Origin of the sequence: Chitinophaga sp. CCNWYY40 (assembly GCF_037483205.1) — a bacterium.
Lineage (GTDB): Bacteria > Bacteroidota > Bacteroidia > Chitinophagales > Chitinophagaceae > Chitinophaga > Chitinophaga ginsengisegetis.
This window is the reverse complement of the sequence record NZ_JBBHLF010000004.1, coordinates 690,945-716,273: the sequence shown is the minus strand read 5'-3', so window position 1 is coordinate 716,273 and position 25,329 is coordinate 690,945. Positions and strand designations below refer to the sequence as shown.

The 25,329-nt window shown below is 47.3% G+C and carries 17 protein-coding genes; 9 read left to right on the top strand and 8 right to left on the bottom strand.

Annotated elements, in window-relative coordinates; translation table 11 throughout:
- Nucleotides 1–7: 7 nt before the first annotated feature.
- The 5 genes from V7S65_RS17600 to mqnB all read right to left on the bottom strand — a co-directional run bounded on the left by V7S65_RS17600 (nt 8) and on the right by mqnB (nt 6,830).
- On the bottom strand, nt 8–3,457 hold the full coding sequence (locus V7S65_RS17600; protein WP_336387434.1) for a SusC/RagA family TonB-linked outer membrane protein: 3,450 nt from the start codon (nt 3,455–3,457) through the stop codon (nt 8–10).
- A 97-nt stretch (nt 3,458–3,554) separates the two neighbouring features.
- Nucleotides 3,555–4,571, bottom strand: a complete 1,017-nt coding sequence (locus V7S65_RS17595) for a FecR family protein (protein WP_336387433.1) — start codon at nt 4,569–4,571, stop codon at nt 3,555–3,557.
- Between the two features lie 125 nt (nt 4,572–4,696).
- Nucleotides 4,697–5,305: an RNA polymerase sigma factor gene (locus V7S65_RS17590; protein ID WP_079469377.1), complete on the bottom strand. Its 609-nt coding sequence runs from the start codon at nt 5,303–5,305 to the stop codon at nt 4,697–4,699.
- 32 nt (nt 5,306–5,337) lie between these two features.
- Nucleotides 5,338–6,135: a 1,4-dihydroxy-6-naphthoate synthase gene (locus tag V7S65_RS17585; protein WP_079469376.1), complete on the bottom strand. Its 798-nt coding sequence runs from the start codon at nt 6,133–6,135 to the stop codon at nt 5,338–5,340.
- A gap of 26 nt (nt 6,136–6,161) precedes the next feature.
- A complete protein-coding gene (mqnB, locus tag V7S65_RS17580) occupies nt 6,162–6,830 on the bottom strand; it encodes a futalosine hydrolase (protein ID WP_079469375.1) in 669 nt (222 codons plus the stop codon).
- 114 nt (nt 6,831–6,944) lie between these two features.
- Between mqnB and V7S65_RS17575 the strand changes: the two genes are divergently transcribed.
- From V7S65_RS17575 to fabD, 3 genes are all read left to right on the top strand, one after another.
- A complete protein-coding gene (locus tag V7S65_RS17575) occupies nt 6,945–7,358 on the top strand; it encodes a 6-pyruvoyl trahydropterin synthase family protein (RefSeq protein WP_079469374.1) in 414 nt (137 codons plus the stop codon).
- 45 nt (nt 7,359–7,403) lie between these two features.
- Nucleotides 7,404–7,991: a GTP cyclohydrolase I FolE gene (gene folE, locus V7S65_RS17570; protein WP_079469373.1), complete on the top strand. Its 588-nt coding sequence runs from the start codon at nt 7,404–7,406 to the stop codon at nt 7,989–7,991.
- A gap of 121 nt (nt 7,992–8,112) precedes the next feature.
- Nucleotides 8,113–9,003, top strand: a complete 891-nt coding sequence (gene fabD, locus V7S65_RS17565) for an ACP S-malonyltransferase (RefSeq protein WP_336387432.1) — start codon at nt 8,113–8,115, stop codon at nt 9,001–9,003.
- Between the two features lie 323 nt (nt 9,004–9,326).
- On the opposite strand, the gene V7S65_RS17560 is transcribed toward fabD, so the two are convergent.
- Together V7S65_RS17560 and V7S65_RS17555 are read right to left on the bottom strand one after the other, a co-directional pair.
- Nucleotides 9,327–10,181: a GNAT family N-acetyltransferase gene (locus V7S65_RS17560; RefSeq protein ID WP_336387431.1), complete on the bottom strand. Its 855-nt coding sequence runs from the start codon at nt 10,179–10,181 to the stop codon at nt 9,327–9,329.
- A 72-nt stretch (nt 10,182–10,253) separates the two neighbouring features.
- Entirely contained in the window at nt 10,254–10,721 is a 468-nt protein-coding gene (locus tag V7S65_RS17555) for a GNAT family N-acetyltransferase (protein ID WP_111576722.1), read from the bottom strand.
- Between the two features lie 218 nt (nt 10,722–10,939).
- Between V7S65_RS17555 and V7S65_RS17550 the strand changes: the two genes are divergently transcribed.
- The 4 genes from V7S65_RS17550 (at nt 10,940) to V7S65_RS17535 (ending at nt 16,105) form a co-directional block, all read left to right on the top strand.
- Nucleotides 10,940–11,431: a DinB family protein gene (locus V7S65_RS17550; RefSeq protein WP_159454267.1), complete on the top strand. Its 492-nt coding sequence runs from the start codon at nt 10,940–10,942 to the stop codon at nt 11,429–11,431.
- A 48-nt stretch (nt 11,432–11,479) separates the two neighbouring features.
- Nucleotides 11,480–12,175: an NUDIX hydrolase gene (locus V7S65_RS17545; RefSeq protein ID WP_079469368.1), complete on the top strand. Its 696-nt coding sequence runs from the start codon at nt 11,480–11,482 to the stop codon at nt 12,173–12,175.
- 73 nt (nt 12,176–12,248) lie between these two features.
- On the top strand, nt 12,249–14,171 hold the full coding sequence (locus V7S65_RS17540; RefSeq protein WP_336387430.1) for a sensor histidine kinase: 1,923 nt from the start codon (nt 12,249–12,251) through the stop codon (nt 14,169–14,171).
- Nucleotides 14,168–16,105: a sensor histidine kinase gene (locus tag V7S65_RS17535; RefSeq protein WP_336387429.1), complete on the top strand. Its 1,938-nt coding sequence runs from the start codon at nt 14,168–14,170 to the stop codon at nt 16,103–16,105. Before V7S65_RS17540 ends, V7S65_RS17535 begins: the two co-directional genes overlap by 4 nt.
- 50 nt (nt 16,106–16,155) lie before the next feature.
- Here V7S65_RS17535 and V7S65_RS17530 read toward each other — a convergent pair whose 3' ends face one another.
- Nucleotides 16,156–17,166 (bottom strand): beta-ketoacyl-ACP synthase III, encoded by a 1,011-nt coding sequence (locus V7S65_RS17530; protein WP_079469365.1) that lies wholly within the window; start codon nt 17,164–17,166, stop codon nt 16,156–16,158.
- 190 nt (nt 17,167–17,356) lie between these two features.
- On the opposite strand from V7S65_RS17530, the gene ruvA reads away from it, so the two are divergent.
- A complete protein-coding gene (ruvA, locus tag V7S65_RS17525; protein WP_079469364.1) occupies nt 17,357–17,944 on the top strand; it encodes a Holliday junction branch migration protein RuvA in 588 nt (195 codons plus the stop codon).
- Between the two features lie 35 nt (nt 17,945–17,979).
- Nucleotides 17,980–25,251, top strand: a complete 7,272-nt coding sequence (gene sov / locus V7S65_RS17520) for a T9SS outer membrane translocon Sov/SprA (protein WP_336387428.1) — start codon at nt 17,980–17,982, stop codon at nt 25,249–25,251.
- Nucleotides 25,252–25,329: the final 78 nt, after the last annotated feature.

Genomic DNA, 25,329 nt, shown 5'->3' with positions numbered 1-25,329 from the left:
AAGTAGTTTAGAATGTAACATTAAGACCGGCAGTAATGCGCCGTGGATTAGCATTTCCGATACCTACACCTCCATAGGCAGTAGAGGTACCGATGGATGCGCCTTCGGGATCTGCCCCTACATAGTCTTTATGTTTGATAACAAAAACATTGTCCATACTAACGAATACGCCTGCACGCTGTGCGCGGATCTTTGTCAGTGTTTTTTGAGCAAGATCATATCCGATCCTGATGTTGCGCATACGGATATGGCTGGCGTTACCGTAGATAAGTGATGAGCGGCTGTCAAATGCCCGCCAGGTATCCATTTTACTACTGTATACATCAGGGTAGTTGGCATTTTTATCGCCGGGTTGCTGCCATACTTTCTGGCTGGATTGCCAGTTCACATTATTCCTTCCGAGGAAAGGAGCAGCGGGTGATTGAAAGTTATTAATGAGACTCATAGCGGTATAATTACCCACCTGGAACCACATCTCTGCACTCAGGGAAAATTGCTTGTAGGTAAAAGTATTGGTGAAACCTCCAAAGAATTTTGGTGTGGCGGAGCCCACAGTCTGGTAATTGCGGATATCCGACATGGCGCCAATGCCTTCTGTTACCTGCTTCTTTCCGGAAGCATCATAGTTTTCAAACAGCGGTGCGCCGTTATCAGGGTTTACACCTACATAACGGATTGCTTTAATTACATTCAGGTCTTCTCCTTCATAGCGGTAATAGGCGCGGTTGTAGTTGTCGAGAAGAGAATCGCCGTATAATTTCTGTATCGTGTTTTTATTAAAGCTTACGTTGAGATTGGTGGTCCAGCTGAAGTTCCGCGCGTCTATATTCCGGGTATTCAGCATAAGTTCCAGTCCTTTGTTCAATACTTCTCCTACATTCTGGTATTGCTGGAAAGAGCCTTGTGCAGAACCAACAAACACCTGTTGCAGCAGGTTTTTACTAAGTTTTGAATAGAAGTCGGCGGAAAGCTCTATACGTTTCCATAGGCTGACATCTATTCCCGCTGTATTGTTAACGGTAGTTTCCCAGCTGATGTCGGGGTTTTCCAGCTGTGTAATAGCAGAGCCTATGTTGTTAATGTTATCGTAGGTATAATTGGAGGTGGCGGCATAAAGGGTTTGGTTCAGGTATCCATCGCCTACATCCCTTCCGGAAGTTCCGTGCACTACTCTCAGCTTCAGCAGGTCTATTGCTTTCACATCTGCCAGGAAAGCTTCTTTGTTGATCAGCCATCCGGCACTTACAGCATAAAAAGTACCGTATCTTTTGTTGCGGCCAAAGTTGGTGAATGCATCGGTACGAAGAGAAGCTGCCGCATAATACTTAGTGAGGTAGTTATAATTTAATTCACTGAAGGCAGAAAAACTGGCTCTTTCAGTATAGGCGCCGCTGGGCCGGTAGGGGGTATTATAAGCCACGCTGATGGCGCTGCCAAAGTTTTTGGCTGCACCCATATTTCTTTCGCCTGGCAGCAGGTTGTACATATCTGTACTGTTGGTTTCATTGGTACGCTTTGCCCATTCTGTTCCTGCCAGGAAATTGAGGCTGTGCTGCCCAAATTGTTTGGAAGCATTCAGCGTATTGGTGGAGGTAAAGTTAAAGAACCTGGTATCTGCGATGGTGAGCGTTCCGTTGGGAGTAACGGCGCCTGGTGCAAACAGGTAAGGATAACCACCGTATTTCCCGGAGAAGCTACGGGGATCCAGGTAGGAGTTCCGGTGGGTGTTGATATAGTCGATGGTATTGGTAGTTTTAAGGCTTAACCAGGGCAGTACGCGGTAATTGAGCCATATGGTACCGGTGAAGTGCTGGTTGTCTATAATGGCGGTATTATTGAATTTCTTTTCGGCTAAGAAGTTCTGCGACCAGGTGGTATAAGGAACACCGAAATTATTGGATTGCCTCACGGGGATACTGTCGGCCAGCGTACCATCCGCATTGTAAGGCGTAACAAAAGGCTGGGTCATATAAAGCGCCGGCACTCCATTGCGGGAAATGGTTTTATCGATAATAGCGCTGGTATTCAATCCGCCGGAAACTTTTTTGGAGAAGTTCTGCACAAGGTTCAGCCGCAGGTTACGACGGTCGAAGGTATTACCAACGTTAATACCTTTTTCCTTGTACCAGTCGATGCCTGCATACACCATTGTTTTATCGTTGCCGCTGTTAAGTCCCAGGCTGATATCAGAGAAATTACCGTCATCGAACATCGCTTTTTCCCAGTCGAAGTTCTTTGATTTATCTTCATCTGTATAAATCCTTCTTTGCTGAATAAAATCTGCTGCAGTAGGAAACTGTTGCTGGAGGGAAGGTGTTTCTTCCCATCTGCGTTGCATCACTTTATCCATCAGCGCAATATTTTCTGTTGTGTTCATCATGCGGATGGCGCGGTTCTGTTTAATAACGCCGTAGCGGGTATCCAGCGTTACGTGCACGCCACTGTTGGCGGCGGCTCTTTTGGTGGTTACCACAATTACTCCCTGCGCAGCGCGTGAACCATAGATAGCAGTAGAGGCGGCATCTTTGAGGATAGTAACGCTTTCCACATCAGCGGGATTCACTACATCCTGTAAATTCTGTGAGTTGGAAATTACGCCGTCAATTACGATAAGCGGTCCGAAGTAAGCGCTGGTACCGGATGGGAGCGACGACTCTCCACGCAGCAGTACCTGTCCTCTTGCACCGGCGTCGGCACTAGGCTCCACGATATACATGCCGGTAGTTTTTGCTTTCAGCATAGAGAGGATATTGGAAGAAGAAACAGAGCTGCGCAACTGGTCGCCCGAAACTTTTTGTACAGCGCCGGTTAGTTCAGCAGCCTGTTTACTGGTGTATCCCATTACTACAACGCCACCAAGACTGGTAGCATCTTCTTCCATCGCAATATGATTTTCTGTACCGGATATTACCTGTGTTTTCTGGCGGTAGCCAATGCTGCTGATCAGCAGCGGGTGACCTTCCTCGGCGTTAACCGCAAACATGCCGTTGGCATCTGTAACAGTGCCTTTGCCGGTAATAATATCCCGCACGGTGGTGCCGGGCAGCGGCTGTCCCTTACGGTCTGTTACCCTTCCTCTTATTGCGGGCACCACGGCCTTCGTAACACCGGTTTGATTATAAGGCATTACTACCCCGATCATATTACCACTTACCCGGAACTTAAGGCTGGAAGCATCTTCCAGCTCTGCCAGCACTTCGCGGATACTCCTGGCTTTTGTGGCCAGGGTAATACGCCGGATTGGTAAGGTGGCAGCGTCGTAAAAGAACTTTACCTGGTAGGTGCTTTCAATTTTTTTGAAGGCGGCAGACATGGTTACATCCCGGAACCCTATTGATTTTCTTTGCTGCCCATATGATAGCATACAGGTCATCAGCATTAACAACACCAAAAGAGGGAACTGCCATTTTACCGCAGTGCTTAACGGCGCACGCAGGCGCGCATAATTAAAAGTCATGCATCAGATTTTTTAATGATGGTTGATATGGTCACCACAGGCGCCGGCAGCCTGCGTGTGATCCCGGTTTAGCGATTTTGGTGGAAACGCTTTGTGATTAAAATTGAATCAGCACTTTGTCCGGTTGTATTTGAAAACTACATCCGGCTGTAAAACAAAAGATGTTCAATACTTTTTCCAGTTTATCGTTGTCGAAGGCCCCGGAGAACCGTTTGGCATTTAATGAATTTCCGTTTACCTGGAAGGGTATTCCATACCAGTTTTCCAGTTCACGTATTACTTCAAAAGCGCTGGCATTGTTAAACACTAGTTTTCCTGATTTCCAGGTACGTAGTGCAACCGTATCAAATGATGCCCTGCTCATTTTCCGGGTAGACTCATTCCACCGCGCCTGTTCACCCGGCGCCAGTGTGAGCGGATCTGTTTTGCCTGATTGTTCACTCACTTTTACTTTTCCGCTGAGCAGTGAAACGGTGGACTGTGGCTCATACGGATAAGATTTTATTAAGAAGGAAGTACCCAGTACAGTAGTTTGTATTTGTTTGCTGGTTACCATAAACGGATCATCCGAATTTGTTTTTACATCAAACAGTGCGGCGCCTTTTACCAGTTCCACATGCCGGTGTTTATTGCTATAATCGGAAGGAATCCTAATGGTAGTGTTAGCGTTCAGAATCACTGAAGATCCATCCGGTAATGTCAGCAATTTGCGTTGTCCCCATTCACTGGAGTATACCAGGAAGGTGTTGGGAGCTGTTGCCGGTTTCTGTGGTTTTAACCGGGGCCATAACAGCGTGATGCCTCCCAGGAGCAGGAGTACTGCTGCGGCACGCCAGGCCACCTGCCGCCAGTTGATCCGTCGGATACGTACCGGCTGAGTGGCTTTAACAGCCTGTTGCAGCCTGTTTAGCTGCATTGTTCTGTCTTTTTCTGCCTCAGCGGTATTAATGTTATAATACAATGTTATTGCCGCTGCCACCTTATCCTTTATTTCAGGATGCAGCAGGATATAGCTTTCCCATTTAGCAATAGCCGTATCATTGTTTCGCCGGATATATTGCAGAAAGGTGTCGTCGAGCAGCAGGTCTAATTCAGTCAGGTCCTTTGGCAGCATTCCCCATCCATTTTTAAAGTAGAGCGACAATCAGTTCTCTTTTACCGGGTATGGACCGGTAAATTTTCAGATTTTGATAAATTTTATTTTAAAGTGGCTTTATTGAAAATAATCTAACAGGGAATTTATAAGGGAAGTAACAGCAGTAATGTTCTCAAATGCAGGTTGCCGGATTTAAGATCCTGTTCCAGTGATTGTTTGAGCGATTTCAGTGCTTCGTACAAGTGATTATAAACGGTGCGGTGCGTAAGCCCCGTGATGTCTGTTATTTCGTCGTAGCTCCGGCCTTCGTAAAAGCGGAGGTTAATTAATTCTTTTTGTCTCGGACTGAGTAAAGATATGGCTTCCTGTATACGTGCAATAGTTGCTTTGTTTTGTTGCTGCTGCACCAGCAGTTGTTCTGCAGAAGGAATGTCGCCGGTGGCTTCGGTATCCATCCACAGCGACAGCAGGCCATTGTCCTTTTTTTCCTGCTGAAGATGTAATAACAGTTTGCGTTTAAAGGAGGTGATAATGTAGCTGCGTACATTGGTAACGGTATCCAGTCCTTCTTTCTTCTCCCAGAAATAAAGAAATACCTGTTGGATACAGTCTTTTACCGGCTCGCTTCTCGCGCATATTTTAAGGCCCAGGAAAAGGAGCAGGTGATAATACTTTTCATACAAGGTATATAGCGCCTGTTCCTCTCCTTGCCGAAACCTGTTCCACAGGTCTGTATCCTTATTATCGATCATACCGCAACAAAAGAACGAAAAAATCGGCTGCTTTACGGACGGATTTTTTCTGCCGCTTCCATCAGCGCTACTACAGCGGCTTTCCCTTCCTCGCCCAGGTCTAAACTAAAATCATTTACATACAGGTCGATATGCTGGCGCATCACGGATTCATCCATTTCCTGCGCGTGTGATTTCACATAGTCAGACAGCTGCGGGTAGGTGGTGTAGCTGTTCTGCAGGCTTTTATGGATCAGGGAATCGAGTTGTGCGCGGGTAGCTTCGGGTACATCTTTACGGATAAAGATACCTCCCAGCGGAATAGGATTACCGGTGGTTTGTTCCCAGTATTCGCCCATATCCATCAGCTTTACGAGGCCCTTGAGCTGGTAAGTGAAGCGGTTTTCGTGAATGATTACGCCGGCATCCACATCACCGTTCAGCACGGCATTTTCAATTTCAGAGAACAGCATCACCTTTTTGTTGGTGGCTTCCGGGAAAGCGATGGAGAACAGCAGGTTGGCAGTGGTGTTTTCTCCGGGGATGGCGATGGTCAGATTTTTTATCTCTTCACGGGGAATGTCTTTCTTTGCAATGAGCAACGGGCCACAGCCGCGTCCCAGTGCGCTGCCGCTGTTGAGCAGTTCATATTGGTCTTTTACCTTCAGGTAAACTGCAAAACTCAGCTTTGTAACGGCCAGTTTGCCTTGCAGTGCCCAGTTGTTCAGTGTTTCCACATCTTCGAGATGGGTATCGAAGGTAAATTCCTTTGTGTCTATTTTGTTGTTTACCAGTGCATCAAAAATGAAAGTATCATTCGGGCAAGGTGAAAAACCTAAAGATAAATGCATAGCTATCAAAATTTTATAGTCTGTCGTTAAATTCCGGCCAGTGTTTCCACGGTTTTTATCAGTTCGTCGTTGAGTGTTTTCACCGCCAGGGGGATCTTCCATTTGCTCTTATCCCTGATTTCCACATAGTTAGAGATGCTGCGCAGCTGAAGAAACGGTATTTCTTCCAGCAGGCAGGCATAATGAAAGGCGGCGCCCTCCATGCTTTCTATGTCGGGGTTGTATTTGGCCACCAGCTTTTGGATGGTGGGTTCGCTGCCGCTCACCAGGTTTACGCTTATCCCGGTAGCGGTGGGCAGGGGAGGTACTTCGGGCAGGCCGGCAAAGGTGTTCACCAGGCTGTTGCCGGTGAATGGTGGCTGCGATGGCTGCCAGAGCTGTATATCAAATAAATCTTTAAACTGATCATTATCTTCCGCTCCGAGGTCGGCCAGGTATTCACGTTTGATGAGCACTACCTGTCCCAGTTCCCAGGTGTGGCGGAAACTGCCGCCGATACCGGCCTGTATGGCTATATCCGGCCGGTTTACCACCAGGTGCCTTCCCAGGCTGAAAGCGGTGTGCATCATGCCAATACCGGCAATCAGTACGTCTATATTGCAGTTCGCGGCTTTAAGGGCCGGAATGTGCTGGTCCAGGTACTGTAAAAAAGGCTGTATTTCCAGCGTGGTAGCCGCGGTCACCAATATTTTCATCCCGTAAAAATACAGCAAAAATGATTGCTCCCCGTGTAAAACAATTGACAGGAATTAGGATAAATTGGCACTACTCACTTAATAGTGGTATTTTTGCAAAAATTTTTTGCAATAATGATTTATTTAACGCGAGTAGAGAACTTCAATGCAGCGCATAAGTTATCTAACCCGGGCTGGAGCAAAGAAAAGAACGAGGAAGTTTTTGGTAAATGCGCCAACGAAAACTGGCATGGTCATAATTACGAACTGCACGTCACTATAAAAGGTAATCCTGATCCGGAAACGGGTTTTGTATTTAATGCCAAGACTTTAGGAGTAATTATCCGGGATGCGGTGATAGAAAAGATTGATCACCGGAACCTGAATATGGATGTTGATTTTATGAAAGATAAATTCACTTCCGCTGAAAACTTATCTATCGCTATCTGGGATCAGCTGGCCAAACACCTGCCTGCAGAGGTGCAGCTGCACTGTATCAAGCTGTATGAAACTCCACGCATATACGTAGAGTACTATGGTGGCAAGTAATGTCCGCATATTACCGGCCTTTGAAATTTGTTAAATCATATAAGAATGGCGTATAATAAGAACGAAAGTTACGATGAAAAGATCACGTCCGGTCTTGTAGAAAACTATAAAGAATGCCTGCACCTGCTGGGGGAAGACCCTGAGAGGGAAGGCCTGCAGAAAACACCTGAACGGGTAGCCAAAGCCATGCAGTTTCTTACACAAGGGTATCAGCAGGACGCACGCGAAATACTGGAAGGTGCGAAATTTACAGAAGCATATAGTGAAATGGTGATTGTAAAAGACATAGAATTATACTCTATGTGTGAACATCACATGCTGCCCTTTTTCGGAAAGGCCCACGTAGCTTATATTCCCAACGGGTATATCACCGGCCTGAGCAAAATAGCCAGGGTGGTAGACGTATACGCCCGCCGCTTACAGGTACAGGAGCGGTTAACACACCAGATTCTGGATGCCATCCAGGAAACCCTGCAGCCGCAGGGCGTTGCGGTAGTAATTGAAGCACAACACCTGTGTATGATGATGCGCGGTGTGCAAAAACAAAATTCCCTTACCACCACCTCCGCTTTCAGCGGTCAGTTCGAGCATGGTACCACCAGGGCCGAATTCCTGAAACTGATTGCCAAATAAAAAGATTTTATATAACGGATTACGGATTTATGGGTAGATGATAATAGTAACTTATATTTATCAGCTACCTGTAAATCCGTAATTCTTATTTATATTTGAAAAAATATTAATTTATATCCACATGAAGCATGCTTACGTATTTCCCGGACAAGGTTCCCAGTTTCCGGGTATGGGCAAAAATCTGTACGACACCAACGCAAAAGCAAAAGAACTTTTTGAACAGGCCAACGACATCTTAGGCTTCCGTATTTCTGATATCATGTTCAACGGAACAGAGGAAGACCTGAAACAAACCAACGTTACACAGCCTGCCGTATTCCTGCATGCAGTGATTGCCTTCCTCTGCACGGAGCATTCCCAGCCTGAAATGGTAGCGGGTCACTCCCTGGGAGAATTTTCCGCCCTCGTAGCCAATGGCGTATTGTCGTTTGAAGCTGCCCTGAAACTGGTGGCTATCCGCGCCAATGCCATGCAGAAAGCCTGTGAGCTGCAACCTTCCACAATGGCCGCTGTACTGGCCCTGGATGATGCTAAAGTAGAAGAAATATGTGCGGCTGTTACCGCCGAAACCGGCGAAATAGTAGTACCTGCCAATTATAACTGCCCTGGTCAGCTGGTGATTTCCGGTACCCTCAAAGGCGTGGAAATTGCCTGTGAAAGAATGAAGGCCGCCGGCGCCAAAAGAGCGCTGATCCTGCCGGTAGGTGGCGCGTTCCACTCTCCTTTAATGGCTTCTGCCAAAGAAGAATTACAGGCAGCCATCAACACCACTACTTTCAATACCCCTTCCTGCCCGGTGTACCAAAACGTGGTAGCCGTAGCAGTAACCGATCCTGCACAGATCAAACAAAACCTGATTGATCAGTTAACAGGCGCTGTAAGATGGACGCAATCCGTTCAGGCAATGGTGGCCGATGGTGGTAAAGAATTCACGGAAGTAGGCCCCGGTAAAGTATTACAGGGACTGATCCAGAAGATCAACAAAGAAACAGTGGTAAACGGCATCAACTAAAATGCAGCCGATTTTGCCTTTACTGCTGATTACACGGATCATGCTTTGCACATACTTAGTACATACTTAGCACATGCCTTTGGTGTGGAGTTGACACGGACCTGACGTGGAGGTGATGTGGACTTGATCGGTAACCTATTGTGTATCAAAGCGCTAGAGGGGGTTCCGGGAGATTCTTTAGCGGGGTCGCATCAGAGAAACAAACTGGATATCAATGCTTTAGGTGTTTTATAAAGATAAACGTAATCAGGCAAAAAAACAAAATTTTGGATCAGGGAAGATAGCAGCGGAATATGCGCTTTTATCTTCCCTGATTTTTTACTTTATAATACAATCTCCATCTCGTACTGCGACAGGTAATGCATCAATCCGGCCTGTTGCAGGAATTTATCTATCTCCGGAAAATGTTCATCAATATTTATAATGCTCACCGCCGCACCCCTGAACTGATCGGCGGCATATTGCAATAAAGCGCTGCCCACGCCTTTTCTGCGGAACTCCGGGTGTACGGCTATATTCCTGATCCTCCGGGTATCTTTATGTACACTGATGAAACCCGCCGTTTGCCCGTTGACGGTAGCCTCCCAGGTAACCGTAAACGGGGCTTCCCGCTGTATGCTGGCCACATTGTTGGACCAGGTGGGGATCATATCCATAAACGTAGCCAGCAGGGGCCAGTCGGGTGTTGTATTTTCTTTTATGGAGATGCCCGCCGGGTTTTTATGCGTTTTTATATTGCCTTTGAAAGAATGAATGGTGCGGGTTTTATGAAACCCTGTATTCGTATATGCTTTGATGGCAGGAAGATTGGTGCTGATTACCTCCAGGATTATTTTACGGATACCCTGCGACTGGTACGCAGGAATAAACTGATCATACATTTTTTGTACGAGGTGCTGGCCGCGGTATTCGGGAATAATACCGGTGCCCCCGTTGTATAATACGGTTGGATGCGTTTTGTTATCTACTGCATGTAAAATGAAGCCGCCAAGTGCATTACCGGCAAAGGCGCCGATAGAGTAATCCCGTAGCAGGTTTTCACCCTGCATTTTTTGTTCCAGTATAGAGGGCGTGAGGTGCAGGGGGACTATATAATCGCTGAAAGCCACGTTGAAAGTGTCGCAGAGGTCGGGTGTGGATACGTTGTGAAGTGTCCGGAAGTCGTGGATAAAAATCATAGTGAAATGGTATGTCGTCAATATTAATGAGGATTGACGACATACCGTCCCGGAATTTTATGAGCGGAAAAATTATTGCAGTTCTATGCTGACGTTGATCCATTCCGGATCAAATTTATCTGTATATTTTTGGTAGAAGTTGATGGCAGGTGTGTTCCATTCCAGCACCTGGAAAACGATGCCACTGAACTGTTTTTCTTTTGCTTCAATGATCAGCTGGTCGAACAACAATTTGCCGATGCCTTTACCCCGCCAGTTCTCTGTAACAAGAATATCTTCCAGGTACATCCGGCAACCTTTCCAGGTAGAGTAACGGATGTAATACAGTGCAAATCCGTGGATCACTTCCTGTCCGTTAATCATAGTGGAGGCTACAAATGCTTTCCACACCGGGTTGGGGCCAAATCCTGCTTCTTCAAAATGTTCCTGGCTCACGGTTACTTCTTCCGGTGCTTTTTCATATGCTGCCAGTTCGCGGACCAGTTCCATCAACCGGGCACAGTCTTCTTTTCGTGCAACCCTTAACGTTATATCTTCCATATCTGTATATATTAATCAAATACCCGGCCGGTTGTTTATACACACAGCCTCCGGCCGGAGGCTGCAAATTAATCAAAATTGCGAAGTCCATCGCTGCCACTCATCCCGGTAAGCGAGCGCCGTATAACGGTAACCGTAAATATCGGTATGTTAAAATGGCAAACAATATTGTAATTTGTAGGTTGTTTGGGGTGGAAATGGCATTAATCTCTTCTTACATGAAAAATATGCTTGCGCATTATACAGCTTACAATTACTGGGCTAACCAGCAGCTGGCAAAGGGGTTACTAAAATTAACGGATGAACAGCTGGACCGGGAGCTGGGAGGAGGATTTTCCACGTTGCGCGCTACCGTTTATCACCTGTGGCATACGGAAAGTTTGTGGTACCAGCGTTTACAGCTCACGGAAAAAACAACCGATCCTACGGCGGGTTTCAGCGGCAGCTTTGCGGCAGCCTGTGCAGCCTGGCTCACACAGTCGGAACAACTGGAGGAATGGGTGCAAAAGGCCAGCCAGGTGAGGCTGAACCACACGGTTGCCTACACCCTCAAAAAGAGTGAACACTATAAAATAGCGGTACAGGATGTGATCATGCAGGTGTGTAACAGTAGTACCTTTTACCGTGGACAACTGGTATATATGTTAGAGATGTTGGGCGTGAGTAAGATACCGGTCACGGAATACAGTCGTTTTAAGCCCAAAAAATAGGTTGGTTTTATTATTTTTGATAGATTTTCCGCCTTTTAAAATTCCTATATGAATGCTGCTTCTTTTTATGCAAAGGCCCCGAAACACCTGGTGGCAGTAGATTGTATCATCTTCGGTTTTGATGAAGGCCGCCTGAAATTATTGATCATGCAACGGAAAGTTGCCCCTATGGCCGGCGAATGGTCGCTGGTGGGCGGTTTTGTGCAGGAAGATGAAAGTACCGATGAAGCGGCCGCCCGCGTGCTGGAGCATACCACCGGGCTGGACGATATTTACATGAACCAGCTGCATTGCTATGGTAATGTGGGCCGTGATACCGGCGCCAGGGTAATATCTGTTGCCTATTATGCCCTGATCCGTATTAAAAACCACGATAAGCCGCTGGCCCGCGAACACGGTGCACACTGGCTGGAACTGCACGAAATACCGGAACTGATCTTCGATCATGGTAAAATGATTGAAGACGCATTGGCTGCACTCCGTAACAATGCACAGTTTCACCCCATCGGCTTTGAACTGCTGCCGGAGAAATTCACCCTCTCACAACTCCGGAGCCTCTACGAAGAGATTTACCAGAAAACCCTCGACAAACGTAATTTCCGCAAAAAGATCCTGTCGCTCGATGTGATGGAAAAACTGGAGGAAAAAGACAAAACCTCTTCCAAGAAAGGCGCTCACCTGTATCGCTTCGATCCTGAGAAATACGAAGCCCTGAAACGCAAGGGATTGGTATTTGAAATCTAGTGATAAAATGAACAAAATGGATGAAAGCAGGCACTGTAAATAAAATTATTTTACAGGCTGTTGATTCCCATTTATGTCATGTTTACACCGTATGGGCCTTTGCGCCCTGCTTTTTATTTCGCAGGCATTATGCGCCCAGCATAATGATATTATAGCAATTAAGAATGCGTTACCACGGTTAACGGACAGTGCTGCCTATGCAGATGCGTTGAACAGGTTATCGTCGCTGTATCTGCCGCGACAGCTGGACAGCAGCGGCGTATACGCCCGGCGGGCCAGTGAGTTGTCGGAGCGTATTCATTACAGCAAAGGACAACGTGACGCATTGCGGGGCATGGGCCGGTATTATGCCCTCAGGCCACACCGGTATCTTTCCTTTCTTTTTTATGACAACGCATTGGCCGCCTGCCGCGCCGCCGGCGATTCTGCAGGCGTTGCGGTATCGCTGATGAATATTGGCACCTTTTACCAGTACCAGCAAAAACATACGGAAGCGCAGAACTATATCAACAGGGCGCTGAAAGTAGCCTGGGATGCGGGACTCGACTCCCTGCGGGCCTGGGTGCTGGTGAGCTATTACATCATTAATGAATCGGACTCTGCTGTGCTGCCCATTGCACAAAAAGGACTGCAACAGGCCCTCAACCTCACTGACAGGTATCACGACGAACCAGGCATTTTATACACCAGGTTATTTGCCGCACATGAACAGATGAGGGCGGGTGAAATAAAGAAGGCAGAAGAAACCCTGAAAGGTATAATGGCCGCGGCCGACAGTACAGGGCTTAACTACATTGCCATGTACGCCTGTATGCAGCTGACAGGCTATTGCATCTGGCAAAGAAAAGCAGATTCGTTGCTGTATCAGCGTAAATCGGTGAACTATGCGGTAGCCGGTGGATACACCGGGTTAATGCTGCCCGCGATTACCGGGTTATATAACACGTACCTGCAATCGGGCGATGCCTCCAAAGCCTCCGGATACAGCCGTCTCGCACTCGGTGTGATGCAGCAGCAACAGGAAGACATGCAGGCCGGCGAAGCAGATTATCTCTCCTATGCCTTTGGCGATGAATGGCTGGATTCCCTTCAGCAGCAACATCACTCACAACAGGAACAACTGGCTTTTAATAAAGCCACAAATCATTTCTGGTATTATCAGCTGCTGATCATAGCGGCCATTGCTATCCTGCTCATTATCCTGCTTATTTACTTTGTGCGCGCCCACCGCCTTTCCCGGAAAAATGCCGCCAGCATGGCCACTTTGCAGGAGGAGATCCGCGTTGGTAACAAAGCCCTCCAGGATAACGACGACTTCAAAAATAAACTGATTTCAATGATTGCGCATGATTTCAGAACGCCCCTGTATAACATCGTTAATATCACCGGGTTTATTGATGAAAAGGCGCTCACCGTAACCGATGCGGCCAGCATGATTGTGGAAGTAGAACATACCGCTTCCGATACCCTGGTTATTTTTGAAGAAATATTGCGATGGATCCGTACCCAGCTGTCGGGCTTCGTATATCATCCTAAAATATTCCTGCTGGAAGAAATGATCAACGCCACAGCCGGCAACCTGCAGCATTTGCTTGCGGGGAAAGATATTCGCTTATCCATAGACATCCCGGCAGGAACTACTGTGCTGGCAGATTATGAAATGCTGCAGTTCATCCACCGGAATTTCTTACATAACGCAGTTAAGTTTTCACCGGACTATGGCGTAATAACTATAACGGCTACACGTAAAAATAACTGGCTTACAGTTTCTTTTACAGATGAAGGTTCCGGCATAGACGCCGCCGTGCTGCCACATCTCTTTAACTGGAACAGCAGCACCAGCGAACAGGATCGCGCAGGGAAAGGCGCAGGACTGGCACTCATCATCTGCAAAGACTTTATAGATAAAATGAACGGAAACATAAAGGCGGAAAACAATTACGAGGAAGGCAGCACCTTTTATTACCAGCTGCCGGAATCATCGGAAAAAGCATGATACGCCGCATCAGCTATTCATATTACCAACGCATTTTATCCGCCACGTTGCTGGCGCTCGCCTTGTTATGCGCGGCACCCCGTATTGCTGCCCAAAGCCCGCAGCTGCCGGAACTGCTGCATGAGTTAGCCGCTCCCCATGATAGTATCGCCTATATCAACACCCTGGGGAAACTCGGCGCACTGTATATGATGATTAACCTCGACAGCAGTTTTACCTATGCTATCAGGGAATATGAAATAGCGGAAAGATGGCAGTATAAAAAAGGCATGGCAGACGCCTTTGATGTAATGAGTTTCTGCTACGCCCTGAGAACAGATTTTAATGTAGCCGGCATCTATGGCTACAAAGCGCTGCAGCTGCACAAAGCGGTATCAGACAGCGGCCGCATTGCTAAAACGCTGAGTAACCTCTATCTCTACTATCGCAATATGGGACGCCCGGCAGACGCCAATAACTATTTCTATGAAGCCTTTCATATGGCTGCCAGGCTCCCGGCATCGCAGGATTCTATCTACAGTATTCTACTGGTAAATTATGCCATGCGTTTTTATAAAGATAGCACCCGTAAGGACTCCGTACAATGGGCGTTGCGAACAACTGCACATATCAGTGAAAAGTATCCGCACAGCCGGTTGCCGCTGTACATTGATGCCTACGCAGCAGATACGCTGGTAATACAGGGCCGTGGAAAAGAGGCAGAGGCGGGGATCAACCAACTGGCAGCGGCTGCATTGAACAGGGGGCTGCCGTATGTAGCGATGGACATTTATAACCGGCTGGAAGATTATAGCCGGCTGGGGTATCATACAGATTCCACCCGGTACCGGGAGCTCTCTTACCAGCTGGCTAAAAAGGCCGGGTGTATTGAGCTGAACCTGCCCGTACTGGCAGGATTATACGACTACTACCAACAGCATAACCAGGTTGCGAAAACTGATTATTACAGCCGGGAAATAATGCGGCTGGCCGCGCAACACCGTTATCAGCAGGGGAGAGACCCTATTAATTATATCGCCTTCTTTTTAAAGGAACAGTCCCTGCAACGGTTATCCCGCAGCAACCAGCAGCAACAACAGGAACTGGAACAGGTACAGCTCCGGAGAAAACACAGCCAGTTTATAATAGCCGGGCTGTTTATTATTGTGATCCTGCTGTTCATCCTGCTGTACAGCCGGTACCGGCAATACATTACCTGGCAGGAACAGGAACAGGCTATTTCAGACAGTTACACCCATTTGTCGCTTAAAAATGTAGCCCTGCGGGCAAATGATGAGTTTAAGAACAAGCTGATTACCCTTATTGCCAATGACTTCCGCGCGCCGCTGCATCATATTTCAGAGGTGGCGCTGAAGTTGCGGAATCAGGCCGCCAGCCAGGCTACTATGGCTGCTTTGATCCGGGAAATTGCATTGGTATCCGGTAACACGCTCTGCGTGTTTGATAATATTTTAAAGTGGATCCGCATGCAGTTGCCTGGATTTACCTACCAGGGGACACGCTGCCTGCTGGATGATATATTCCTGCAGGTTTTAAAGCAAACGGCGCCTGATGTGAAAGAGAAGGCGTTGGTGGTGGTGAACCTGTTGCCGGAACGATGTGTGGTAATGGCCGATCCGGAAATGCTCCGGGTAGCCCAGTTGCACCTGATGCGCCTCTCCATACAGTATGCCCGGCCGGGCAGCCTGCTGATCCTGTCGGCCTGGAACAACGAAGGGGCGGTATACGCCCGCATCATTGCGGATGCCGGCCCGGCTACTGAGGACATTTTACGGCACCTGTCCAGCTGGCAGCACGACATGCACGCCCTTAGCTATGCTATTACCCGTGATTTTATGGATAAGATGAAAGGCGCCGTACAGGCAACTACCAGTGAAGGGAGATACCTGGTGTTTACCGTGGTGCTGGAGGGGGCTGAAAACACAAACGGATAACAGCTGCGAATGATCCGCTGCTGTTATCCGTTGTAATATCGGGAGTATGTTTATTTACCGTATTTATCCCCGTCGTACGCCCATTTGATGTAGTTGGCGCCCCAGGTGAATCCACCGCCAAAGGCAGCCATCATTATGTTGTCGCCTTTTTTAAGGTACTTTTCGTAGTCCCACAGGCATAAAGGAATAGTACCCGCGGTGGTGTTGCCATAGCGGTGAATATTCATCATTACTTTTTCGTCCGGTACGTTAATGTATTGGGAAGTGGCCGCAATGATACGTTTGTTCGCCTGGTGGGGTACCAGCCATGCAATATCGTCTGCGCTGAGGTTATTACGTTCCATTACATCCTTCGCTGCTTCCGTCATATTGGAAACGGCATATTTAAACACCATTTTACCTTCCTGGTATACGTAGTGTTCTCGGTTGTTTACGGTTTCAATGGTGGCAGGTTTTACGGAGCCACCGGCTTTCATGTGAAGGTATTCACGGCCATGACCATCACTTTTCAGGATGCTGTCTATTAACCCGAAGCCTTCTGTATTAGGTTCCAGCAATACGCCACCGGCGCCATCTCCAAAGATGATACAGGTGGTTCTGTCGGTATAATCAATGATAGAACTCATTTTGTCGGCCCCAATGATCATTACTTTGGCGTAACGGCCACTTTCAATGAACCGGGCGCCGGTTTCCAGGGCGTATAAAAAGCCGGAGCAGGCGGCGCTGATATCAAAGCCAAAAGCGTTTTTAGCGCCGATTTTGTCGGTTACCACGTTGGCGGTAGCCGGGAAAGTCATGTCCGGGGTTACGGTGGCTACAATCAACAGATCAATTTCTTCCGGAGAAATTCCTCTCTTTTTGCAGATTTCCAGTGCTACAGGAACACACAAATCAGAAGTCCCTTTCCCTTCTCCCTTCAATATCCTTCTCTCCGAAATGCCCGTCCGGGTTAATATCCAGTCGTTCGTTGTATCTACTAATTTTTCTAATTCCTGGTTGGTTAGCACGTAATCGGGAACATACCCACCCACCGCTGTAATAGCGGCCGTTATTTTATTCATATAAACTAAATATGTGTTTAAAACGAGGCGTAAAAATACGATATAAACGTATATTTCCTAAAAAAGTCGCATATGACAAATATTAGGGATTGTCAATCCGTTAAAAGTTAGCATCTTTGCCCCGGTTTTCCCGAATACATTATTAATCAATTTCCAAAAGTTTAATTAATTTACTGAACCTTTACCTCGTATGATTGCTTATCTGAATGGTAAATTAGCATATAAGTCGCCTGCTCTTGTTCATATGGATGTGAATGGAATCGGTTATGAAGTACAGATCAGCCTCAATACATATTCCCGGATACAGAATATGGAAAGTTGCAAACTGTTAACCTTCCTCCAGATTAAGGAAGATGCACACACTTTATATGGTTTTTTTGAAGAAGCAGAAAGAAGCCTTTTTCTCCTGCTGATCAGTGTTTCAGGGGTAGGCGCGAGTACCGCGCGCATGATGTTGTCTTCTTTACAACCAGAAGATGTACAACGGGCGATCATGATGGAAAATGAAAAAATGCTCGAAAGCGTGAAGGGAATCGGTGCGAAAACAGCCAAAAGAATAATTCTGGAACTAAAAGACAAGTTGACGAAGCATAAGGATACCGGCATACATTTATCTGCCAGTGTGAACAATACAATCCATGAAGATGCGTTAAATGCTCTGATAACTCTGGGAATAGCCCGGAATATGGCAGAATCGTCTATCCAGAAAGTCATGAAAAATGAGCCGCTATTGCAAAATTTGGAAGAACTGATAAAGAAGGCTCTGAAAACGTTATAAGAAGTAAATAAAATCCTCTATAAAACCTATTTTTCTTGGCAAGAAAGACATACTATGGTGCTTTTGTGGTGATAGCAATTGTATCCTTTATCATTGTTGACACTGCCGCTAGGGATCGTTCTGGGAATCTGAAATTATCGAGAAGTAGATGGAAACCGGATACCACCATTACTCCTCAAACCAAAATCGATACTACCGGGAAAAAAGATACCTTGAAATACCCCCTTCAAGACAGACGTGGCCCCAAAATAACGGATCAGGGGTCAGGGAATGCTATTGATCTCAAGGACCCTTCCAATATCAACAAATCTGTAGAATACGATCCGGTTACCAAACAATACACCGTTACCGAAAAAATCGGTAACCAGTATTACCGTAACCCTACCTACATGAACTTTGATGAGTTCTATAAACTGCAATCCAAACAAAGTGAACAGGACTACTGGCAGAAAAGAGCCAGCGCACTCGGTAACCTGAACCAACGCGCCAATGGCCCCGTTCTGTATAATGGCAACAACCTGTTCGACCGTATTTTCGGCGGCAGCAAGGTGGATATCCGCCCCCAGGGTAGCCTGGACCTCACTTTCGGATACCAGGGCCAGAATATCAAAAACCCCGTGCTGGTAGAACAGGCCAGGAAAAACGGCGGGTTCAATTTTGATATGGGTATCAACATGAACGTAGTAGGTAAGATCGGGGATAAACTGAAACTCATTACTAACTATAATACCCAGTCGCAGTTCGATTTTGAGAACCAGGTAAAACTGGAGTACACCGGCTACAACGATGAGATTATCAAGAAAATTGAAGCCGGTAACGTAAGCTTTCCCCTGCGCAGTACCCTCATATCGGGTATCCAGTCGCTCTTCGGGGTGAAAACCCAGCTGCAGTTCGGCCGCTTAACCGTTACCAGTGTACTCTCCAACCAGAAGTCGCAGAAACAAAACCTCATGCTCAAAGGCGGTACCCAGGTACAGGACTATAACCTGAGGGCCGACGAATACGAAGATAACCGCCACTTCCTGCTGGCGCAGTACTTCCGCAATAATTTCAACAGCGCCATGTCCAACCTGCCGGTGATCAAGTCACTGGTAAATATCACCAGGCTGGAAGTATGGGTAACCAATAAAACCGGCGCCACCACTCAAACCCGCGATATCGTTGGTTTGATGGACCTGGCAGAACAGGAGCCTTATAATAAAGACGATATCACGGTACTTACCAGCTCCAAGCTGCCGGACAGAGGAACCAACGACCTCTATTCAAAACTGATCAGCGATCCGGCCAGCCGTAACACCGGAACAGTGGTGAGCCGCCTGCTCAATATCGGCCTGCAGCCGGTATCAGAATTTGAAAAAACATTTGCCCGTAAACTCGATTCCACCGAATACATCTATAACAGACAACTGGGCTTCATCTCACTTAACCAACAGTTACAACCGGATGAAGTACTGGCCGTAGCTTATCAGTATACCTACAACGGAAGGGTATACCAGGTGGGTGAGTTTTCACAGGATGTGCCCCCGGATCAGAACAACAGTGCCAACCAGCCCGTTCTGTTCCTCAAATTGCTCAAAGCTACTTCGGCCCGTCCTACCCTCCCGGTATGGGACCTGATGATGAAAAATATTTACGCCACCGGCGCCTTCCAGGTAAATAAGGAAGACTTCCGCATGGATGTATACTATAAAGATCCCGGCGCGGAAGGCCGCCCTCCCAGCGATAAACGGTATATCCCCGATGCAAAAGGCGACTATGCCGGCGCACCGATCATTACCATTCTTAACCTCGACCGTCTCAACAACCAGCTGGATCCACAGCCGGATGGCGTGTTCGATTACGTGGAAGGCTATACGATCAATTCCCTGACGGGTAAAATCATGTTCCCGGTACTGGAACCATTTGCCGACGGACTGAAGAAAGCCTTTAATGGCGACGTCACCCTGGAAAAGCAATACCTCTATAACGTATTATATGACTCCATCAAAGTAGTTGCCCAACAGTTCCCGCAACTGAACCGGTATGTGATCAGGGGTTCCTATAAATCGGCCAGCAGTTCGGAAATTAACCTCGGCTCCGGTACCACCATCCCCCCGGGGTCAGTGGTAGTAACCGCCGGTGGCCAGCAGCTCCGCGAAAATGTGGATTATATTATTGATTATAATCTCGGCCGTCTGAAAATTATTAACGGAGGCGTACTCAACTCCGGCGTACCTATCAACGTGCAGTTTGAAAATAATTCCCTCTTCGGGCAACAGGTCCGGAACTATTTTGGTACCCGCCTGGATTATCTTGTAAATGATAAACTAAGTATTGGTGGTACAGTGGTGCGCATGAGCGAAAGACCCTATTACCAAAAGGTGAACTATGGGGAAGATCCTATTAAAAACACGATGGTAGGTTTGGATGCAAACTATGCCTCCGAATGGAAAGGGCTTAACCGCTTCCTCGATAAACTGCCCAACTATAACAGCACTTCTCCTTCCAGTATCCTGTTCACGGGTGAGGTAGCCCGCTTGTTCCCGGGCCACAGTAAACTGGTAAATGAACCCGGCAGCAAAAAAGGTACTGCTTATATCGACGACTTCGAAGGCGTGAAAAGCGGTTATGATCTGAAGTTCCCTGCTACCAGCTGGGCGCTCGCCTCTACGCCAAAAGGCGCTACAGATGCCAACGGCAAGGTGATGTTCCCGGAAGCAGAATTGAATAATATACTGGATTACGGAAAAAACAGGGCAAAACTGTCCTGGTATATCATTGAACCTACCCTCCAGTTACCAAAGTCCCCCAACCTGCCGGCGGGTATTTCTGTAGATGATCAGTCGGACCCACGGGTAAGGCTGGTATACCAGAAAGAAGTATTCAAAAACAGGTCTACTGATTTCGGACAAAGCCAGTTAAGCACACTCGATCTGGCCTACTATCCTACGGAAAGAGGTCCTTATAACTTTACCAATACCCCCATTGCGATGGACAATAACGGCCACCTGGCACGGCCACAGGGTAAATGGGGTGGTATCATGAGGGCCATTGACAACAGTGATTTCGAAACAGCCAATATAGAATACATCGAATTCTGGATCCAGGACCCCTTTATCAAACAGCCTAACAGCACCGGCGGTTCCCTGTATTTTAACCTCGGTAACGTATCGGAAGATATTCTCAAAGACTCTAAGAAATTCTTTGAAAACGGAATGCCCGATCCCCGCCAGGATCCGAATAAGATCGATTCTTCCAAATGGGGCCGTGTACCTAAGTTCCAGCAGCAGATCACCCAGGCTTTTGATAACGATCCCAATATCCGCAACTACCAGGATGTGGGTTACGATGGTTTGAAATCGCAGGATGAAGGCGCCTTCTTTAAAGGATACATGGATACACTGCGACAGAATTTTGGCGGCAGCCCGGTATATAACCGCGCCGTACAGGATCCGGCCAACGATGATTACAAGCATTACCGCGATCCGGTATATAATGGTCTTCCTATCCTGCAGCGGTATAAAAACTACAGCAACCCGGAAGGCAACTCCCCGGTGTCTGATCCTAAATCACAGTTCTCATCTGCCGCTACCAATATTCCTGAATCAGAAGATCTGAACAGGGATAATACCATGAATGAAACAGAAGAATACTTCCAGTATAGGGTAGACCTGAAGCCGAATATGGCAGTAGGCTCCAACTTTATTGTGGATAAGATAGAGGCAGATGTAACATTACCCAATAACCAGAAAACAACGGAAACCTGGTACCAGTTTAAAGTACCGCTGAACCAGTACAACGCGAAAGTAGGCAGCATACCGGATTTTAAATCTATCCGTTTCATGCGTATGTTCCTCACCAACTTCAACGATTCTGTTGTGGTACGTTTTGGTAAACTGGAGCTGGTGCGCAACCAATGGCGCCGTTATCTCTACGAACTGCGTCCCGGTGATCCTATTCCGCTGGATAATACTACTACCTTTAATTCTTCTGCAGTAAATATTGAAGAAAACTCTTCCCGCACACCTATACCATATGTGTTGCCACCGGGAGTAATAAGACAAAACACGATCAGCACTAATAACACCACCCTCCAGTTGAATGAACAATCATTGTCCGTTCAGCTGTGTAACCTGCAGGATGGTGAAATACGCGCCATGTACAAAACGCTGAATATGGATCTGCGCCAGTACAAAAGGCTGCAGATGTTTATCCATGCGGAAGCAGTAGGTGCTGCCACTGCGTTGAAAGACGGACAGATACAAGCCGTTATCCGTATTGGTAGCGATTTTGTAAGCAACTATTATGAATACCGTATTCCACTGAAAGTAACGGATTGGAACGGACCTAAAACAGCGCTGGACATCTGGCCGGAACGTAATAACCTCGACCTGCTGATGTCGCAGCTCAGCACCCTGAAGCAGCAACGCAACATGTGCGATTCCTGTTCGCCGCTGCTGCCTTACCCGGCCAACCCCGTAGCCGATCAGTATGGAAACTTCATGACGGTAATCGGTAACCCCAGCCTGGGAGATGCCCGCACCATGATGATCGGTATCCAGAACCCGAAAGATGATGGTTTGCCCCGCTGCGCGGAAGTATGGCTGGATGAACTGCGTCTCACCGATTTTGATGAAAAAGGCGGATACGCTGCACTGGCAAGGGTAGATGTACAGCTCTCTGATCTGGGATCAATTTCTGTTTCCGGTAATATGCACACCGCCGGCTTTGGAAATATTGACCAGCGTGTAAATGAACGGTTCAGGGATAACTTCCTGCAATACGACGCCGCAGCCAACCTCGATCTGGGTAAGCTGCTGCCAAAGAAAGCCGGTATCTCTATTCCTGTGTATGCCGGCTACTCTCAGTCGGCCAGCAACCCGGAATATGATCCGTATGACCTGGATATAAAACTGAAAGATAAAATTGCCCTGGCCAGAAGCAGGCGGGAGAAAGATTCCATCCGCCGTGATGCCCAGGACTTTACTTCTATCAAAAGTCTCAACTTCACCAACGTCCGGAAACTCAACCTGGGCGGCGGTGGAAAACGACACCTCTGGGATGTGGAAAACTTTGATATCAGTTATTCCTTTTCCCAGATCCAGCGGCATAACCCCATCATCGAAAATGATGTGCTCACCAAACACAGGGGTGGGCTGGGATATAACTATGCCGGGCAGCCACATTACCTGGAGCCGTTTAAGAAACTGATTAAGAGTAAAACACACTGGCTCGACCTGATACGTGATTTCAATATTAACTATGTACCTTCTATCCTGAGCTTCAGGGCAGATATTTCCAGGCAGTTTGGCGTTACCCGCGTACGTAATGTGGGCGGCGACGTGCAATATAAACTCCCGGAAACCTATAATAAATACTTTACGTTCGACCGGTACTACACTGTTAAATGGGATCTTACCCGTAGTATCAACTTTGAATTCAACGCGGTAAATAACGCACGCATCGATGAACCCAACGGACGTATCAACAGCTCAGCGAAGAAAGATACCGTGCGCAGTAACTTCTTCAAAGGCGGACGTAATACCAACTACATGCACAACGCCAACTTCACGTACACATTGCCTACGTCGAAGTTCCCCGCACTCAGCTGGACCAACATCGCCTTCGGTTACAGCACGGAATACCGGTGGACAGGCGCTTCCCAGCTGGCATTGTACCTCGGTAACGCGATTGAAAACTCCCAGCAGAAAACACTGACGGCAGAATTCAAATTCACCGAACTCTATAACAAGTCGAAATTCCTGCGGGAGGTAAATGCCAGGAAACCACAGAATAACAACAACCAGAATAATAACAATAACAACAAAAACAACGGCAACCAACAGTCCAACCAGAACCAGACAGCTTCTTCTGATGAAATTTCACCGTGGGTGAAAGGACTGCTGAAACCACTGATGATGTTGAAACGGATCGGGTTTAACTACAACGAAAACGCCGGTACCCGTTTGCCTGGTTATATCGACAGTACCAAAATTATTGGTATGAACTGGGCTACTATGGCGCCGGGCCTGAACTTCGTGTTTGGTTACCAGCCCGACCGGAAATGGCTCGACAAATTTGCAGAGAAAGGACTCATTACGCCGGATACCATGTTTAATATCCAGGCGCAACAACAGTTTACACAAAGGTGGGACTTACAGGCCCAGCTGGAACCGATTAACGACCTGCGCATTGATCTGACCATGACGAAGTCGTTTACCAAAACACATACGGAACTGTTCAAAAATCTCACAGATCCAACAAACTTCCAGCACCTGAGTCCATACGATGCCGGCGGTTTTGAAATTACTTACATCGCTATCAAAACAATGTTTGGTAAAATCAATACCTCGGATGGTATTTCACAAACCTTCCGCAATTTTGAATCGTACCGAAATGCTATTTCAAAACGACTGGGCGCCGCCAATCCATACAATAAAGATCCGGGCGTACCCGCCACCGATCCTAAAGATCCTGCGTACGCATACGGTTATACACGGTATGCGCAGGACGTGCTGATACCGGCCTTCCTGGCGGCATATACCGGCGCGGATCCGGATAAGGTGTCATTGCTGAAACAAGGCAACGATAATGTGAAGAGCAATCCTTTCAGCAATTATATTCCAAAACCAAACTGGAGTCTCACCTACAACGGTTTAACCAAGCTGGAACCATTCCGTTCCTTCCTTACGAATTTTACCATCAGGCACGCTTACACCGGTACGCTGAGCATGAACTCCTATAATACTTCCATGTATTTTGAAGATCCGCGGCTCACCGGGTTCCCGGCGTTCAGGGATACCATATCGGGAAATTATTATCCTTATTTCCTGGTGCCTAACCTCACGCTTACAGAGTCGTTCTCCCCGTTACTGGGTGTGGACCTGACTTTTGTGAACAGCCTGAATGCAAGGGTGGAATTCAGAAAGAGCCGCTCCCTCAGTTTGAGCCTCATCGATTACCAGCTCACGGAAGTGCGCTCCAGCGAAATTATCATCGGAGCCGGTTACAGGGTGAGAGGTGTTCAAATGCCGTTCTCCTTTAGCAGAAACGGCGGCAAAAAACTGCAAAACGATATGAACTTCCGGCTGGATCTGAGCTTCCGGGATGATAAAACGGCCAATAACCGACTGGACGCCGATCTGTCTATTCCTACCAGCGGCCAGAAAGTAGTGGGAATTTCCCCTTCTATCGATTATGTGGTGAATAACCGCCTGAACTTACGCTTCTTCTACGACCGGCGACAAACCATACCGGTTATCTCCACCGCTTACCCGATAACCAGCACCAGCGGCGGTATTACCTTCCGGTTTGTATTATCGCAGTAGGTAATAAAAATATATAATGGATTTATAGTTAGATGGACAACGGCATAAACTGTCCCGTTTATCTAACTATAAATCCGT

What these genes read in the sequence shown, in the direction of transcription:
- V7S65_RS17560 (WP_336387431.1), bottom strand. Translation starts at nt 10,181, where the DNA reads ATGATTTTTATCCACGACTTCCGGACACTTCACAACGTATCCACACCC.
- mqnB (WP_079469375.1), bottom strand. Translation starts at nt 6,830, where the DNA reads ATGAAAATATTGGTGACCGCGGCTACCACGCTGGAAATACAGCCTTTT.
- V7S65_RS17575 (WP_079469374.1), top strand. Translation starts at nt 6,945, where the DNA reads ATGATTTATTTAACGCGAGTAGAGAACTTCAATGCAGCGCATAAGTTA.
- ruvA (WP_079469364.1), top strand. Translation starts at nt 17,357, where the DNA reads ATGATTGCTTATCTGAATGGTAAATTAGCATATAAGTCGCCTGCTCTT.
- V7S65_RS17590 (WP_079469377.1), bottom strand. Translation starts at nt 5,305, where the DNA reads ATGATCGATAATAAGGATACAGACCTGTGGAACAGGTTTCGGCAAGGA.
- folE (WP_079469373.1), top strand. Translation starts at nt 7,404, where the DNA reads ATGGCGTATAATAAGAACGAAAGTTACGATGAAAAGATCACGTCCGGT.
- V7S65_RS17540 (WP_336387430.1), top strand. Translation starts at nt 12,249, where the DNA reads ATGTCATGTTTACACCGTATGGGCCTTTGCGCCCTGCTTTTTATTTCG.
- V7S65_RS17600 (WP_336387434.1), bottom strand. Translation starts at nt 3,457, where the DNA reads ATGACTTTTAATTATGCGCGCCTGCGTGCGCCGTTAAGCACTGCGGTA.
- V7S65_RS17595 (WP_336387433.1), bottom strand. Translation starts at nt 4,571, where the DNA reads ATGCTGCCAAAGGACCTGACTGAATTAGACCTGCTGCTCGACGACACC.
- V7S65_RS17530 (WP_079469365.1), bottom strand. Translation starts at nt 17,166, where the DNA reads ATGAATAAAATAACGGCCGCTATTACAGCGGTGGGTGGGTATGTTCCC.
- V7S65_RS17555 (WP_111576722.1), bottom strand. Translation starts at nt 10,721, where the DNA reads ATGGAAGATATAACGTTAAGGGTTGCACGAAAAGAAGACTGTGCCCGG.
- fabD (WP_336387432.1), top strand. Translation starts at nt 8,113, where the DNA reads ATGAAGCATGCTTACGTATTTCCCGGACAAGGTTCCCAGTTTCCGGGT.
- V7S65_RS17535 (WP_336387429.1), top strand. Translation starts at nt 14,168, where the DNA reads ATGATACGCCGCATCAGCTATTCATATTACCAACGCATTTTATCCGCC.
- V7S65_RS17585 (WP_079469376.1), bottom strand. Translation starts at nt 6,135, where the DNA reads ATGCATTTATCTTTAGGTTTTTCACCTTGCCCGAATGATACTTTCATT.
- V7S65_RS17545 (WP_079469368.1), top strand. Translation starts at nt 11,480, where the DNA reads ATGAATGCTGCTTCTTTTTATGCAAAGGCCCCGAAACACCTGGTGGCA.
- V7S65_RS17550 (WP_159454267.1), top strand. Translation starts at nt 10,940, where the DNA reads ATGAAAAATATGCTTGCGCATTATACAGCTTACAATTACTGGGCTAAC.